At 59.3% G+C, this 15,603-nt stretch carries 12 protein-coding genes; 4 read left to right on the top strand and 8 right to left on the bottom strand.

Annotated elements, in window-relative coordinates; all coding sequences use genetic code 11:
* Position 1: 1 nt before the first annotated feature.
* Positions 2-1,369, top strand: coding sequence for a DNA repair protein RadA (gene radA, locus JFT81_RS19610; RefSeq protein ID WP_007909773.1), 1,368 nt, complete (start codon positions 2-4; stop codon positions 1,367-1,369).
* 153 nt (positions 1,370-1,522) lie between these two features.
* On the opposite strand, the gene JFT81_RS19605 is transcribed toward radA, so the two are convergent.
* On the bottom strand, positions 1,523-1,891 hold the full coding sequence (locus tag JFT81_RS19605) for a PilZ domain-containing protein (protein ID WP_201228577.1): 369 nt from the start codon (positions 1,889-1,891) through the stop codon (positions 1,523-1,525).
* Positions 1,892-2,050: 159 nt separating this feature from the next.
* On the opposite strand from JFT81_RS19605, the gene JFT81_RS19600 reads away from it, so the two are divergent.
* The 3 genes from JFT81_RS19600 (at position 2,051) to yjiA (ending at position 5,462) form a co-directional block, all read left to right on the top strand.
* Entirely contained in the window at positions 2,051-4,117 is a 2,067-nt protein-coding gene (locus JFT81_RS19600; RefSeq protein ID WP_201228576.1) for a carbon starvation CstA family protein, read from the top strand.
* A 15-nt stretch (positions 4,118-4,132) separates the two neighbouring features.
* Positions 4,133-4,330 (top strand): YbdD/YjiX family protein, encoded by a 198-nt coding sequence (locus JFT81_RS19595; protein ID WP_201228575.1) that lies wholly within the window; start codon positions 4,133-4,135, stop codon positions 4,328-4,330.
* A gap of 160 nt (positions 4,331-4,490) precedes the next feature.
* Entirely contained in the window at positions 4,491-5,462 is a 972-nt protein-coding gene (gene yjiA, locus JFT81_RS19590) for a GTPase (RefSeq protein ID WP_201228574.1), read from the top strand.
* A 116-nt stretch (positions 5,463-5,578) separates the two neighbouring features.
* Here the strand turns inward: yjiA and JFT81_RS19585 are convergent, their stop codons facing one another.
* The 7 genes from JFT81_RS19585 to morA all read right to left on the bottom strand — a co-directional run bounded on the left by JFT81_RS19585 (position 5,579) and on the right by morA (position 15,492).
* A complete protein-coding gene (locus JFT81_RS19585; RefSeq protein ID WP_201228573.1) occupies positions 5,579-6,289 on the bottom strand; it encodes a GntR family transcriptional regulator in 711 nt (236 codons plus the stop codon).
* Positions 6,290-6,308: 19 nt separating this feature from the next.
* Complete coding sequence (locus JFT81_RS19580; protein ID WP_201228572.1) at positions 6,309-7,013, bottom strand: FadR/GntR family transcriptional regulator; 705 nt, start codon at positions 7,011-7,013, stop codon at positions 6,309-6,311.
* Between the two features lie 86 nt (positions 7,014-7,099).
* Complete coding sequence (locus tag JFT81_RS19575) at positions 7,100-8,413, bottom strand: C4-dicarboxylate transporter DctA (protein WP_201228571.1); 1,314 nt, start codon at positions 8,411-8,413, stop codon at positions 7,100-7,102.
* A 254-nt stretch (positions 8,414-8,667) separates the two neighbouring features.
* Positions 8,668-9,222: a hypothetical protein gene (locus tag JFT81_RS19570; RefSeq protein ID WP_201228570.1), complete on the bottom strand. Its 555-nt coding sequence runs from the start codon at positions 9,220-9,222 to the stop codon at positions 8,668-8,670.
* Between the two features lie 72 nt (positions 9,223-9,294).
* Positions 9,295-9,660 (bottom strand): hypothetical protein, encoded by a 366-nt coding sequence (locus JFT81_RS19565; RefSeq protein WP_201228569.1) that lies wholly within the window; start codon positions 9,658-9,660, stop codon positions 9,295-9,297.
* Between the two features lie 490 nt (positions 9,661-10,150).
* Positions 10,151-11,404, bottom strand: coding sequence for a serine hydroxymethyltransferase (gene glyA / locus JFT81_RS19560; protein ID WP_129395595.1), 1,254 nt, complete (start codon positions 11,402-11,404; stop codon positions 10,151-10,153).
* Between the two features lie 239 nt (positions 11,405-11,643).
* Positions 11,644-15,492 carry a cyclic di-GMP receptor MorA gene (morA, locus tag JFT81_RS19555; protein WP_201228568.1) on the bottom strand — a complete coding sequence of 1,283 codons (3,849 nt, stop codon included), beginning with the start codon at positions 15,490-15,492 and terminating at the stop codon, positions 11,644-11,646.
* Positions 15,493-15,603: the final 111 nt, after the last annotated feature.

The following is a 15,603-nucleotide window of genomic DNA, read 5'->3' as shown; positions in this document are numbered from 1 at the left end:
GATGGCCAAGGCCAAGCGCATGTACGGCTGCACCGAGTGCGGCGCAACCTTTCCCAAGTGGGCGGGCCAGTGCGGTGAATGCGGTGCCTGGAACACCCTGACCGAAACCATGATCGAAAGCGGCGGTGCCACGGCGCCGACCGGTCGCACCGGTTGGGCCGGGCAACAGGCGCAGATCAAGACGCTGGCCGAAGTCAGCATCGAGGAGATTCCACGGTTCTCCACGGCTTCCGGTGAACTGGATCGCGTGCTCGGGGGCGGTCTGGTCGATGGTTCGGTAGTGTTGATCGGCGGTGATCCGGGTATCGGTAAATCGACGATCCTGTTGCAGACCCTGTGCAACCTCGCCAAAAGCATGCCGGCGCTGTACGTCACTGGCGAAGAATCCCAGCAACAAGTGGCCATGCGCGCGCGCCGTCTCGGCTTGCCGCAGGATCAACTGCGGGTGATGACCGAAACCTGCATCGAAACCATCATTGCCACTGCCCGGCAGGAAAAGCCCAAGGTGATGGTGATCGACTCGATCCAGACCATCTTCACCGAACAACTGCAGTCGGCGCCCGGTGGCGTATCTCAGGTGCGTGAAAGTGCGGCGCTGTTGGTGCGTTACGCCAAGCAGAGCGGCACGGCGATTTTCCTCGTCGGTCACGTAACCAAGGAAGGCGCGCTGGCCGGTCCTCGCGTGCTGGAGCACATGGTCGACACCGTGCTGTATTTCGAAGGCGAGTCTGACGGTCGCTTGCGTCTACTGCGCGCGGTGAAAAACCGTTTCGGCGCGGTCAACGAGTTGGGCGTGTTCGGCATGACCGACAAGGGTTTGAAAGAAGTATCCAATCCTTCGGCGATTTTTCTCACCCGTGCCCAGGAAGAAGTCCCGGGCAGTGTGGTGATGGCAACGTGGGAAGGCACCCGGCCGATGCTGGTGGAAGTGCAGGCGCTGGTCGATGACAGCCACTTGGCCAACCCGCGCCGGGTGACGTTGGGTCTGGATCAGAATCGCCTGGCAATGCTGCTCGCGGTTTTGCATCGCCATGGCGGCATTCCGACTCACGATCAGGACGTGTTTCTCAACGTCGTCGGTGGGGTGAAGGTGCTGGAGACGGCCTCTGACCTGGCGCTGATGGCCGCCGTCATGTCGAGCTTGCGCAATCGGCCATTGCCGCACGACCTGCTGGTGTTTGGCGAGGTGGGTTTGTCTGGAGAAGTTCGCCCCGTGCCAAGCGGTCAGGAGCGCCTGAAGGAAGCCGCCAAGCATGGCTTCAAACGCGCGATCGTACCCAAAGGCAATGCGCCAAAGGAATCCCCTCCAGGCTTGCAGATCATCGCCGTCACCCGCCTCGAACAGGCCCTCGACGCTCTCTTCGAATAACCACTAAAGCCCAGTTGTAGTGAGCTTTTGTGGCGAGGGGATTTATCCCCGTTGGGCGCGCAGCGGCCCTAAAAAAGCGGGGCCGCTGCGCAGCCCAACGGGGATAAATCCCCTCGCCACAGGGTTCGTTTGCACATTAATTTGTCGGAAATTCTAGATCTCGATCAACGCACCCAACTCGCGCTCCAGCTCCTGCGGATCGGCCAGGTTCAGCTCGATCAAGCGCCGCAACCGCTGGATCGACTCCAGACTGATATGCCGGCAAACAAACCCCAACTGGCCGTTCTCTTCGTGCGCCAACTGCACGTCCATCTCGATATCAATCTCATCGCTCAGATGAATGTCGACGAAGAAATCCTTCTCGGCATCCCCCAGCCAAGGCTCTGGCCGCTCGATCAGCAGGCCTTTGAGTGACAGGTCGATCAGCTTTACCGGCCAGATATATTCACCTTGGCGTAATTCGGTTCTGGCATCGAACGCAATTCGTTTGAAGCGGCGACGATTGGCAGGGTGCTCGCTCATGGCGCAATCCTCCGGATGTTCGCTGACTATAGACCCGCATTCTTCAACCGTGCCAGTGCAGACAAGCGTCTAGACCAACGTCGGGGTATGGTCTTTGGCGCCAGTAGCGCTAAACTCGGGGTGGCTGTCTTTCTTGTCCACCCTGGCTGGAATAATAAAATGAAAAATAATAATAGCCTGCTACGCCACTTACCCTGGCTAGTGCTGGCAATCGTAGGAGCGTGCGCCCTTGGCGTAGTGGCATTGCGCCGCGGCGAGGCGATCAACGCCTTGTGGATTGTGGTCGCTGCCGTGGCCATTTATCTGGTTGCGTACCGTTACTACAGCCTGTTCATCGCCAACAATGTGATGCAACTCGATCCGCGTCGGGCCACCCCCGCCGTACTCAACAACGACGGTCTGGACTATGTTCCGACCAACAAACACATTCTTTTCGGTCATCACTTCGCAGCGATTGCTGGCGCAGGCCCTCTGGTCGGCCCGGTGCTGGCGGCGCAGATGGGCTATTTGCCCGGCACGCTGTGGCTGATTGCCGGTGTGGTGCTGGCGGGCGCGGTGCAGGACTTCATGGTTCTGTTCATGTCGACCCGTCGCAACGGCCGCTCCCTGGGCGACATGGTGCGTGAAGAAATGGGCCGCATTCCGGGCACCATCGCACTGTTCGGCTGCTTCCTGATCATGATCATCATCCTCGCGGTGCTGGCGCTGATCGTGGTCAAGGCACTGGCGGAGAGCCCGTGGGGCATCTTCACCGTGATGGCGACCATCCCGATCGCGATGTTCATGGGCATCTACATGCGCTACATCCGTCCGGGCCGCATCGGTGAAATCTCCGTGGTCGGCGTGTTGCTGCTGCTCGGTTCGATCTGGCTCGGTGGGCAGATTGCCGCTGATCCGGTGTGGGCCAAGGCGTTCACCTTCACGGGTGTGCAGATTACCTGGATGCTGATCGGATACGGTTTCGTCGCGGCCTCGTTGCCGGTCTGGCTGATTCTGGCGCCACGTGACTACCTGTCGACGTTCCTCAAGATCGGCACCATCATCGCGCTGGCGATCGGCATTCTGGTGACCATGCCCGAGCTGAAAATGCCGGCGCTGACCCAGTTCGTCGACGGTACTGGCCCGGTCTGGAAAGGCGGCCTGTTCCCGTTCCTGTTTATCACCATTGCTTGCGGTGCGGTCTCCGGTTTCCATGCGCTGATTTCTTCGGGCACCACGCCGAAGCTGCTGGATAACGAAACCAACGCCCGTTACATCGGTTACGGCGGCATGCTGATGGAATCGTTTGTCGCGATCATGGCGATGGTTGCCGCCTCGGTGATCGAGCCTGGCGTGTACTTCGCCATGAACAGCCCGGCTGCCGTAGTCGGCAGTGATGTCGCTTCGGTTGCGCAAGTGGTCTCCAGCTGGGGCTTCGCGATCACGCCGGAAGCGCTGCAAGCGGTGGCCCATGACATCGGTGAAACCACCATCCTGGCCCGTGCCGGTGGTGCGCCGACCCTGGCGGTCGGTATTGCGCAGATCCTGCACAGTGTCCTGCCGGGTGAAAACACCATGGCGTTCTGGTACCACTTCGCGATCCTGTTCGAAGCGCTGTTCATCCTCACCGCAGTGGACGCCGGTACCCGTGCCGGGCGGTTCATGCTGCAGGATCTGCTCGGCTCCTTCGTGCCGGCGCTCAAGCGTACCGAGTCGTGGACCGCCAACCTGATCGCCACCGCCGGTTGTGTGGCGATGTGGGGCTGGTTGCTGTATCAGGGCGTGATCGATCCACTGGGCGGTATCAACACCCTGTGGCCACTGTTCGGTATCTCCAACCAGATGCTGGCCGGTATCGCGCTGATGCTCGGCACCGTGGTTCTGATCAAAATGAAGCGTCAACGCTACATCTGGGTCACCCTGCTGCCGGCTACCTGGCTGCTGATTTGCACCACCACTGCAGGCTTCATCAAGCTGTTCGACGCCAACCCGGCGATCGGCTTCCTGTCGCTGGCCAAGAAGTACAGCGACGCACTGGCCAACGGTCAGATCCTCGCCCCGGCCAAGAGCATCGATCAGATGCAGCACGTGATCTTCAACGCCTACACCAACGCAACGCTCACCGCGCTGTTCCTGTTCGTGGTCTTCAGTATCCTGTTCTATGCGCTCAAAGTCGGCATCGCCGCCTGGGGCAAAAAAGAGCGTACGGATAAAGAATCCCCATTCCAGGCTCTGCCGGACGCGTAACCAGAGGATTGCACCATGTTCAATGACCTGAGTCGCCTCGGTAAATACCTCGGTCAGGCTGCGCGCCTGATGGTCGGCATGCCCGACTACGACACCTACGTCGAGCATATGCAAACCAAACACCCGGACAAACCGATGATGAGCTACGAGATGTTCTTTCGCGAACGTCAGGAAGCCCGTTACGGTGGCAAGGGTGGGCCGAAGTGCTGTTGAGCTGACAGCCTGAGGCCTGAGTTGTCCCCTGTGGGAGCGAGCCTGCTCGCGAATACGGAGTGTCAGTTGATGCATGGGTGACTGACACACCGCTTTCGCGAGCAGGCTCGCTCCCACAGTTGTTTTTGTGTTGTTCATTCCTTTTGTGAAGGGGGTCGATTTGACTTCTCCAATCCCGGTCACGGTACTCAGCGGTTTCCTCGGCGCCGGCAAGACCACCTTGCTGCGCCATATCTTGAAAGCCGAGCACGGCCTGAAAATCGCCGTGATCGAAAACGAATTCAGTGACGCCGGCATCGACACTCAGTTGCTCGGTGACGAACCGGTGCAAGTCATGACCCTGGCCAACGGCTGCGTCTGCTGCACCATCCACACGGATCTGACCAAAGCCCTGTACTTGCTGCTCGAGCGCCTGGACAGTGGCGAAATCGCCTTCGATCGTCTGGTGATCGAGTGCACCGGTCTGGCCGATCCGGCGCCCGTGGCGCAGACCTTTTTCATTGATGAAGAACTGCGTGAGCGTTATCTGCTCGACGGCATCATCACCTTGGTCGATGCCGCTCACGCCGATGTCCATCTGACCCAGACCATCGCTCAGGCGCAGATCGGGTTTGCCGACCGGTTATTGGTGAGCAAGACCGATCTGGTCGATGAAGCGGCTTTCACTGCGCTGAGTGAGCGCCTGACGCGGATCAACCGTCGCGCGCCGATCCGCATAGTCGAGCACGGCAGCATCGATCTGGCTGAACTGCTGGATGTGCGCGGCTTCAACCTGAATGCCGACCTTGGCGGCGGCTTGAGCCTGCGTCCGTTGAGCAAGGCGCCGTCGATTGATCGCATCTCCAGTCTGGTCTTACGCACCGACCAGCCGCTGGATATCGATCAGCTCAGCGAATTCATGAATGAACTGCTGGAGGAGCACGGCAAACAATTGCTGCGTTACAAGGGCGTGCTGAACATTGACGGCGAAGATCGGCGGTTGGTGTTTCAGGGCGTGCTGAAACTCTATGGTTTCGACTGGGACACCGAATGGGCCGAGGGTGAAACACGGGAAAGCGTGATCGTGTTTATTGCCGATGATTTGCCGGAAGAGAAGATTCGCGCGGGGTTTGCCGGAGTAGTAGCAGGCTGATGATTCTCGGCAGTCAGTAATGGCCTCTTCGCGAGCAGGCTCGCTCCCACAGTGGACTGCTTTCTTTCAGTTGGAATGCATTTCCCTGTGGGAGCGAGCCTGCTCGCGAAGGCAATCTAACCGGTAACACAGGCTTCATGGGCTGAACCCAGCAACGTCTGCTCAAGATGATCCAGATGCCGATTCATCAGCATGCCAGCCCCGCAAGCATCGCCACGCTCCACCGCCTCAACCAGTGCCAAATGCTCCTGCCACGCGCAACAGTTGTGCGTCTGACATTTACTTCGCGCAATTGCCAGGGACGTCAGTGGCACCAGGCTGCCGAGAAAATGCGCCAACGGTGCATTCCCCGCCATCTGCGCCAATTGCAGATGAAACTCCCCTGACAACCGAATCGCCGCTGCCCGCCGATCTTGCTCGACTGCCTGGCGCTCGCGCTCGACCAGTGCTCGCAGACGTTTCAATCCTTCTGTGTGTGGACGCTGACACGCCAGCCGCACCAGCGTGCTTTCGGCCAGGCGCCGGGCATGCAGGGTCTGTCGCGTTTGCTCGGCATCCGGCGCGGCAACGCGCGGTCGATGGTTGGCGCGCAGCACCACGATTTGCTCATGGGACAACTTTGTCAGCGCCCGCCGAACATCCGCGCGACTGACGCCGAACATCAGCTTCAGGCTGTCTTCGGTAAAACGGCTGGCCGGGTCGATACGTTGTTCGAGAATCGCATCGAACAGTCGCGGATACAGATCATCCACCGGCGCCCGCAGTCGGGAGAAGGGCAGGGGCGCGGCGCTCGGCTGGGCGTGCGAGGGTGAAGCGAAACTGTTCATGGCCTGTCTCCATAAGGGCTCAGCGATTCAAGTTGTCTTCCGGAATATTCAGCTCGATGCCCATGCGCTGACCTTCGCGCAGAATGTGCCGGCGCATTTCGGCGCTGGCCTGGGCGCTGTTCTTGCTACGGATCGCGCGCACCACGGCTTCGTTTTCTTCGAGGCGTTCGGCGAGGTGTTCCGGGGAGTTGCGCAACACTTCGGCGCTTTGCTTGAGGGCATTGCTGGTCTGCTGCACGACACTCTGGAAAATCGGGTTCGAGGTCAGGGTGAACAGCTCTTCGTGGAAGGCGATGTAGGCACTGACCCCGGCTTCGCTGTCGCCGGCCTCAAGGGCTTCGCGCATGTCCATCAGGGTCAGGCGTAACTGGCCGACTTCCTTGCTGCTGATCGACTGCGCGACCAGGCCGACGATAAACGGCTCGAGGGTGTATCGCAGTTGCAGCACGTCTTCGAGGCTGGCGCCGGCCACTGCACTGTCGTGGCTTTGGCTGTCGTTGAGCTGCGCGTCGAGTACCACCACGCCTTTGCCCGGCATCGAGCGCACGAGGCCGAGGGTTTCCAGAACGATCACCGCTTCACGCAGGCTCGGGCGACTGATGCCCAGTTGTTCGGCCAGTTCGCGCTGGCCCGGCAACATGTCGCCGGTGCGCCATTGACCCCGGGCGAGGGCGGCGCGGAGTTTTTCCACGACTGAGTTGACGACGGTTGATGTGCTGATCACTTGTCTTGCTCCATGTGCCTGTAGGAGGGAACCGCAAACTCAAGATCAACGGATCGCAGCCTGCGGTAACTCCTACAGGGGTTAAATCAGAACTCTTGCTGGTGCGCAGGAGTTACTGGTTTACGCGGTTGAAAGGTGTAGCCCTGCTGACCGCTGAGTACTTTGTTGGCGCGTTGTACGTCGATGTCTTTTTCCCAACGAGCGATGGCGACGGTGGCGACGCAGTTGCCGATGAGGTTGGTCAATGCCCGGCCGATGCCCATGAACCAGTCCACGGCCAGCACCAGTACCAGGCCGACCACCGGGATCGCTGGAATCGCGGTCAGCGTCGCCGCGAGGATCACCAGCGCCGAACCTGGAATGCCGTGGGCGCCTTTCGAGGTGATCAGCGATACCAGCAGAATCGTCAGCAAATCGGTCATCGCCAGCGGTGTGCCGGTGGCGTTGGCGATGAAGACGATGGCGAGGGTCAGATAGATCGAGAAACCATCGAGGTTGAACGAGTACCCGGTCGGAATCACCAGACCAACCGTCGAGCTGCCGATGCCCAGATGCTCGAGTTTGCGCATGATCTGTGGCAACACGGCGTCGGACGAAGCGGTGCCCATGACGATCAGCAGCTCTTCACGCAGGTACTTAAGCAGCGGCCACATGCGCAGACCGGACGCGCGCATCACCAGACCGAGAATTACGCTGACGAAGGCCATGCACGTCAGGTAGAACAAACCGACCAGACTGCCCAAGTGCTGCAGCGAATCGAGGCCATATTTGCTGGTGGTGAAGGCGATGGCGCCGAATACGCCAATCGGCGCCAGACGGACGATCATGCCCATGATGCGGAAGATCACATGGCTCAGTTCGTTGATCAGCCGGGAGATCCCGGAAGCGGCTTCGCCGACCAGATTCAACGCGCTGCCGAACAGCACAGAGAACAGCAGCACTTGCAGGATGTTGTTGTCGGCAAAGGCGCCAATCACCGAGGTCGGGATCAGGTCCATCAGGAACTGCGTGGTGGTGTGCATGTGCTGGCCGCGCTGGGCGATGTCGCCCATGTCGGCGGCAGACAATTGCTCCAGATGAATATTCGCGCCGCTACCGATGCCGGTACTGAACGCAAACACCAGACCGATCACCAGGGCGATGGTGGTGAGGATCTCAAAGTAGATAACTGATTTGAGGCCGATGCGCCCGACCTTCTTCAGGTCGCCCGCGCCGCTGATGCCGCTGACCACCACGCAGAACACGATCAGGCCGATGAGCATCTTGATCAATTTGATGAAGCCGTCGCCGAGCGGTTTGAGCTGGGCGGAATATTCGGGAAGGGTCAGCCCGCAGACGATGCCGAGCACCAGTCCGAGAACCACTTGGAGGAAGATTGAACGCGAGCACCATCTGAGCATGGGAGGAATCCTGGTCGGTGTCCTGGCTGCCGTGCGCTTGGCGCATCAGATTCAGAACTTAATTATTGTGGTCTTACCGGTATGTCCAGTGCAGGCGCAGTCTACGCTCGGTTTTTTCTGGAATACAAGGGCAAAACACAAAATTGGCATGACCGGTCAGACCAGTGGCGCTCGGGCGAGGATTGGCGGGGAACGTTGACGCTGAAAGATGCCCGGCCATGATCGACCGGGCGGCGCCGTACTGACTTGGTTGGTCAGTAAGGCACGTTGCGCTTAAGGATATTCAGTTTGAATTCGAGGGCAATTTCGCTGCGGTACGGATCGGTGCGCACGAATGTGCCCACCGCAGGATCGTATTTATTGCGGCTTTTCCCTGCACACAGCAGAGCACCGCCGCGCGTCTGGATATAGACGGAAGGCGTGTCGGTGTCGATCTGGTCGAGGGTGATAATTTTGCCGTGGGCGTTTAGCAAGTTGAACGTGGTCTGGTCACCGGACTTGGCTACATAAGCATTCATGAAGTCTTTTGATTCCCGACTAAGGGTTCGGTAGCAATACTCCCCCGGAGTAAAGATATAGATCGTGTAGTAGTCGCGGTCGCAGCGGAAATAAAATGTCAGGGCGTCGGGTGCGACATCGGGTTTGACAAAGAGGTAATCTGAAACATCGATGTGCGGAGAGACGGCAAAGGTTTCATAGTCGGGTCGTAGCGTTTTGATCGCCCGGCCATAGGTCAACAGTGGGAAGTGCGGATAACCGAATTGCGTGCTCAATGTTGCGGTGAAGGATTTTTCCTGATCGGTACTCATAAGTAGTTCTCAAATGTTTAGTATTGATAATTGAAAGTCAGTGTATGTAGGGCAAAACATTACGCGGTGTTGTCAGACTTCGTCGGGATCACTGAGGAATGATGCGTTGCGCTCAATGATTCGCAGCGTGAACGGGACACCCTCGTCAGCGGTTCCGGCGAGGTAGCTGTAAGGCGCACCTCGACGGCGCACGACGCTGATGTGTTCGGCGTTGCGGGCCTTGAGCCGCACCCGCTGGGTGCCCTGGCCCATGTCTTTCAGGGTGATGGTTCGATTGTCCAGGCCCAGCAGGTTGAACGACGTGGTGTCGGCGCCTGCCGGCAGGAGGGCACCCAGCACGCCGGCGGCGTCCATGCTGATGCAATGGCCGGTGTGGGTGGCGTGGGAACGGATATAGAGGTGGTAATAGTCATCGGTGCAGCGGAAGTAAATGTTCATGGGAGAAACGTTTTTTACTTCCCCGTGCGGACGACGTCCCAATAGATGGCCATCATTAAACTTGCGTGGCGCTCCGGTGTAAAAGCCTCCCGCGAAAGAGCCGTCAACGCGCAAGACCGGGGTTTCATATAACGCCCCTAGAATCTCCAGGTGATGATGGTCAAGTTCCAGCGTTGCTATAAAGGATTTCTGTCTGTTGGTGGTCATGAGCTCTTCCTTGAGTTCTGAGTTCTGAGTTCTGTGAAGCTGTTAATCGGTTTCGGGCTTTTCCAAAAGCTGATTTAGTTGTTGTCGGGTTGTGTGTATGTCTCGGGTTAACCCTAACAGCTAAGTTTTATGAAGGTTGGTGTTTTTGCTTCGGTTGTTGTTTCAAGTTTTAAGCAAGCAAGATGAATGCCCCGCAATACTGGCTTCAATAACTTTCTTGCGGGCGAAAAAAAACCGGCCAATCACTTGGCCGGTTTTTCATACTGCAGATTTAACGTCGCAATTAAGCGCCGTACACCGGCAGTTTCTTGCAGATGGCTTTGACTTTCTCACGAACGGCGTCGATTACCGCTTCGTTGTTCAGGTCAGCCAGAATGTCGCAGATCCAGCCTGCCAGTTCTTTGCACTCTGCTTGCTTGAAGCCACGCGTGGTCACAGCTGGAGTGCCGAAGCGCAGGCCGGAAGTGACGAACGGCGAGCGTGGGTCGTTAGGTACGGAGTTCTTGTTCACGGTGATGAACGCTTTGCCCAGAGCGGCGTCGGCGTCTTTACCGGAGATGTCCTGCTTGATCAGCGACAGCAGGAACAGGTGGTTCTTGGTACCGCCCGAAACTACGTCGAAACCGCGCTCGATGAACACTTCGGCCATGGCCTGGGCGTTCAGCACCACTTGTTCCTGGTAAGCCTTGAACTCTGGCTGCAGTGCTTCCTTGAAGCAGATCGCCTTGGCAGCGATCACGTGCTCCAGCGGGCCACCCTGGGCGCCCGGGAATACTGCGGAGTTCAGCTTCTTCTCGATGTCGGCGTTGGCGCGTGCCAGGATCAGGCCGCCACGTGGACCGCGCAGGGTCTTGTGCGTGGTGGTGGTCACGACGTCAGCGAAAGGCACCGGGTTCGGGTAGACGCCAGCGGCGACCAGACCGGCTACGTGAGCCATGTCGACGAACAGGTAAGCGCCTACCTTGTCAGCGATTTCGCGGAAGCGCGGGAAGTCGAGGATCTGCGAGTAGGCAGAGAAACCGGCCACGATCATTTTCGGTTTGTGTTCAACCGCCAGGCGCTCGACTTCGTCGTAGTCGATCAGGCCGTTGGCGTCGATGCCGTACTGCACGGCGTTGTACAGCTTGCCGGAGGAGGAAACGCTGGCGCCGTGGGTCAGGTGACCGCCGTGGGCCAGGCTCATGCCCAGAATGGTGTCGCCACCTTGCAGCAGGGCCAGGTAAACAGCGGCGTTGGCTTGCGAACCGGCGTGCGGCTGAACGTTGGCGTAATCGGCGCCGAACAGTTCTTTGGCACGGTCGATAGCCAGTTGTTCAACGATGTCGACGTACTCGCAACCACCGTAGTAGCGCTTGCCTGGATAACCTTCGGCGTACTTGTTGGTCAGGACCGAGCCTTGAGCTTCCATCACCGCTGGGCTGGTGTAGTTTTCCGAAGCGATCAGCTCAATGTGTTCTTCCTGGCGCTGAGCTTCTTGCTCCATGGCGGCAAAAAGGTCGGCGTCGTACTTGGCAATAGTCAAATCACGGCTGAACATGGCGGTCCTCAAGGATCGGGGGCAGAAAAGGGGGGCATTCTAACCCAATGGGTTTTGGATGGCATATGAAACGACATCATGTCGCAGACAAGTGGCGTTCATGAAAGATGTGCGGTGCTTTTGAAGGCCTCTTCGCGAGCAGGCTCGCTCCCACAGTAACCGAGGCAGGCCTGCGATTTTGTGATCGACATCAATTCCTGTGGGAGCGAGCCTGCTCGCGAAAGCCGCGCCGCAGATTCTCAGTCGAACATGAAGAGGGCGTCATTGCTGAACTGCGCCTCAAACCGGCTCGCCGGCATCGGTCGCCCGAACAGATACCCCTGAACCTCATCGCAACCATGCTCGCGCAGGAAGTCCAGTTGCTCGTGGGTTTCCACGCCTTCAGCGATCACCGCCAGATTCAGGCTGTGGGCCATGGCGATGATCGCCCGGGCGATCTGCGCGTCTTGCTCGCCAGACGGCAAACCGTCAACAAACGTGCGGTCGATCTTCAGCACGTCGATCGGGAATTGCTTGAGGTAGTTCAGCGATGAGTAACCAGTGCCGAAATCATCAACCGCGATGCTCAGGCCAAGGTTTTTCAGCCCGGCGAGAATCTGCATGGCCTCGCTGACTTCACGCATCAGGATACTTTCGGTCAGTTCCAGCTCCAGACACGCTGGCGGCAGACCGGTTTCGCGCAGGATCGTGGCGATCCGCGTGCCGAGTTGGCCGTCGGAGAACTGTCGTGCGGAAATGTTTACCGACACCTTCGGTACGCGCACGCGGTTCTGGTGCCAGGTCTTCAGTTGACGGCAGGCCTCGCTGATCACCCAATCGCCAACGTCGACAACCAGCCCGAGTTCTTCCAGCACCGGAATGAAATCTCCCGGCGGCACCAGTCCGCGACGCGGATGACGCCAGCGCAACAGGGCTTCGGCACCGGTCAGACGCTTGCCGTCACCGCTGAATTGCGGCTGGTAATAGAGCACGAATTCGTCCTGCTCCAGGGCATGGCGCAGGTCGCTTTCCAGCTCCAGACGCTCCAGCGCACTGGCGTTCATGTCGGCCTGATAGAACTGGAAGTTGTTCTTGCCGCGTTCTTTGGCGTGATACATCGCAGTGTCGGCGTTCTTCATCAACTGGCTGAGTTCGTTGCCGTCCTGCGGGCTCAGCGCGATGCCGATACTGGCGGTGACGAAAAACTCGCGACCCTCGAGCACGAACGGTCGCACCAGGCTGCCGAGAATCTGTTCGGCGACATGGATAGCTCGGTTCAGCGCCATTTCGCGGCTGGACCGATGCTGCAGCAGCAGGGTGAATTCGTCGCCGCCCATGCGCGCCACGGTGTCGTCATCGTCGACGCAGGCCAGCAGGCGCGTGGCCATGTCCTTGAGCATGCGGTCGCCCGCAGCGTGACCAAGGGAGTCGTTGATCGGTTTGAAACGGTCGAGGTCGAGGAACATCAGCACCACCCACGACTTTTGCCGCTCGGCCGATTGCAGCGCGGTGTGCAGGCGATCCTGGAACAGCGTGCGGTTCGGCAAATGGGTCAAAGCGTCGTAGTAGGCGAGGCGGTGGATGCGCTGTTCGCTAGCCTTGCGCTCGCTGATGTCGCTGAAGAAGCACACGTAACTGGCCAGATCACCTTCATCGTCGAGCACCGCGGTGATGCCGACCCACGCCGGGTAATGCTCGCCGTTGCGGCGCTTGAGCCAGACTTCGCCTTCCCAGGTGCTGTGCTGATGCAGTTGCTTGAGCACGTAACGCAGATGAGCATCCTGTTGTTCGTCGACGGTGAGCATGTTCGGCAACTGGTCGAGCACTTCGCTCACCGCATAACCACTGACGCGGCTGAACGCTTCGTTGGCCTGAACGATGTAACCGGCCGGGTCGGTGATCAGGATCGCCGACGTCGAGTGCTCGAATACCGTGGCCGCCATGCGCAGGTCTTTCTCGGCGCGGCGTTGCTGGCTGATGTCGCGACCGACACCCAGCACGCCTTCGAATGCGCCGTGCTCGTCCCACACCAGCACCAGACGCAGCTCGATCGGGATCTTGCGGCCGTCGGCGCGCAGGCAGTCGAACAGGAACATTTGCGTCTGCACCTGGCTGCGCAACAGCGCCAGTTGCTCCGGTTTGTCCAGTGCTTTGCTGACCCGGTCCATCAGGGTGTAGATGCCGCTCAGTTGCTGCGGATTGGCGATGGTCGATTGCCAGCCGTTCTGGAAAATCCACTCGGCGTCGTAGCCCAGCACCGCTTGCACCGAGGGGCTGACGTAGTTCAGCGAGAGCTTGCTGTCGGTGGAGAAGATCACGTCACTGATGCTTTCGGCGAGCATGCGATAACGCTGCTCGCTGTCGCGCAGCGATTCACTGGCCTCGATCTGCTCGGTGATGTCCTTGGCCACACCGATGATCCGCGTGACCTGATCGTGCTTGTCGCGCGCCAACGCCTGTTCGCGAATGTCGAAACGCCGCCACTTGCCGTCGCGGTGACGGAAGCGCAGTTGGCATTGCAGTAATTGGCTGTACCCGGCATGCCGCTGCATCTGCCGCGAACGATGGTAATAATCGGCGTCTTCCGGGTGCAGGAGGATTTCCCAGAAGTACTCGCCCATCTGGTGCAGTTCGGTGCGGTTGTAACCGAGGGTCTGGCCGAGGTGGTGGTTGCTGAAAATCATCCGCTGGCTGATCACGTCCTGCACATACAGATGGTCCGGCACTGTGCGCACCACGTCCGACCAGAATCCTTCGCGCTCCAGCAGCGACAGTTCGATCAGCTTGCGGCTGGTGATGTCGTTGATGCTGAGGATCACCGCTTTATAGTCGTGCTGCTCCTGCGGCAGGCGCAATACCATCCACAGGTGCTGATCGCGGCCGTTGATGTCCGGCAGTCTGATTTCCAGTTCCAGCTGCTTTTGCTGTTGAAGCACGGCGTCGAGCACTTGATTGCCGATCGCGCACTGCGGGTGCGGATGGCCGTCTATCAACAGTTGCCAGGCGTGCTCGCAGGAATTGACGTTGAGCAGTTGCAGCGCGACCTGATTGACCTCGGTCACGCGCAGTTCCTGGAGCAATTGCTGGCGCTGCTGCGGCTGGTCGAGCCACGCTTTGAGCTGGTCGCTGGTCTGAATCTGCGCTCTTTCAAAAACCTGTTTCAATCCGGACAGATCCAGCACACACAGGGCCACGCCGGTGCCTTCGAAAATGTCCTGATAGCGTCGGCGCCCCTCATGCAACTGGCGCTGACGCCGACGCATGTTCAGCAGTGCGATCACCGGCAGCATTGAAAACGCCAGGCCGAGCAGGCATTTGCCGATGAACGCCGGCAGCAATTCTTCGAGCACACGCTGGCGGTCGAACAGACCACGCAATTGCCAGTCGCTGCTGCTCAGCGGCACGGTCAGTACGGTGTTGGCCAGATCGTCTGCGGTGAGTACCCCGGGTTTGGCCGCCGGCATGGCTTCGTCGCGACTGATGATCTGATGGTTGAGGCGGTTTTCCACCAGCCACAATGGGCGTACGCCTGTGTCACCCTGTTTGGTCAGCGAATCGAAAAAGGTCGGGGTCAGGCGCAAGGCCCAATAACCACGGGTGCTACCGCTGGCCTGGTGAAGCAATAGATGCACCACTGAGCCATCGTCGGCATTGCTGAAGTAATGCGCCTGGGCACGGCTGCGGCGAACCAGTTCGGTGAGATAGTCGGCATCGCTGCTGTCGACGGCACTGTCGCTGATGATTCTGCCGGATGGGCTGAGCAAGGCAACGCTGCGCAGGTCGGGCAGCGATTGCTGGAGCTTGCGCAGCAGCGCCTGCTGTTCGTCGGCTGACTGCGGTTGTTCGACGATCGGTAGCAGGTTGAGGGCGATTTGCGCGTTCAGCGCCATGTTCAGGCTAACCTGCGAGGCGAGGTCGGCGGTGTAGTCGATGGTGTACTGACGCTGGTTTTTCTGGGTTTCGCGCAGTTGATCGAGCAGTTGCCAGAACAACAGCGCCAACAGCAAAAGCACCAGCGTCGCCAGCGCGCCTTTTAATGTTCCGCGCAGGGGCGAGCCGGGCGCCGGATGGGTGCTGCTCACAGAGGCTGGCGGAGTGACATTGGACAAGCTGTAATCCTGCGGTTTGGCTGGACTGGCGCGACGTGCACTATAAGCCGGACGCCCGAAGGGCGGCTAGCATGCCTTGAGTTGTGGCGAAGTGCCAGCCCCTCGCGGCTG

Origin of the sequence: Pseudomonas sp. TH43, assembly GCF_016650635.1 — a bacterium.
Classification (GTDB): Bacteria; Pseudomonadota; Gammaproteobacteria; order Pseudomonadales; family Pseudomonadaceae; genus Aquipseudomonas.
This window is presented reverse-complemented; position numbering and strand designations above follow the sequence as displayed.

Coding starts and splice junctions, on each gene's coding strand:
- JFT81_RS19595 (WP_201228575.1), top strand. CDS start 4,133: ATGTTCAATGACCTGAGTCGCCTCGGTAAATACCTCGGTCAGGCTGCG.
- JFT81_RS19585 (WP_201228573.1), bottom strand. CDS start 6,289: ATGAACAGTTTCGCTTCACCCTCGCACGCCCAGCCGAGCGCCGCGCCC.
- JFT81_RS19600 (WP_201228576.1), top strand. CDS start 2,051: ATGAAAAATAATAATAGCCTGCTACGCCACTTACCCTGGCTAGTGCTG.
- glyA (WP_129395595.1), bottom strand. CDS start 11,404: ATGTTCAGCCGTGATTTGACTATTGCCAAGTACGACGCCGACCTTTTT.
- JFT81_RS19575 (WP_201228571.1), bottom strand. CDS start 8,413: ATGCTCAGATGGTGCTCGCGTTCAATCTTCCTCCAAGTGGTTCTCGGA.
- JFT81_RS19570 (WP_201228570.1), bottom strand. CDS start 9,222: ATGAGTACCGATCAGGAAAAATCCTTCACCGCAACATTGAGCACGCAA.
- radA (WP_007909773.1), top strand. CDS start 2: ATGGCCAAGGCCAAGCGCATGTACGGCTGCACCGAGTGCGGCGCAACC.
- JFT81_RS19605 (WP_201228577.1), bottom strand. CDS start 1,891: ATGAGCGAGCACCCTGCCAATCGTCGCCGCTTCAAACGAATTGCGTTC.
- JFT81_RS19565 (WP_201228569.1), bottom strand. CDS start 9,660: ATGAACATTTACTTCCGCTGCACCGATGACTATTACCACCTCTATATC.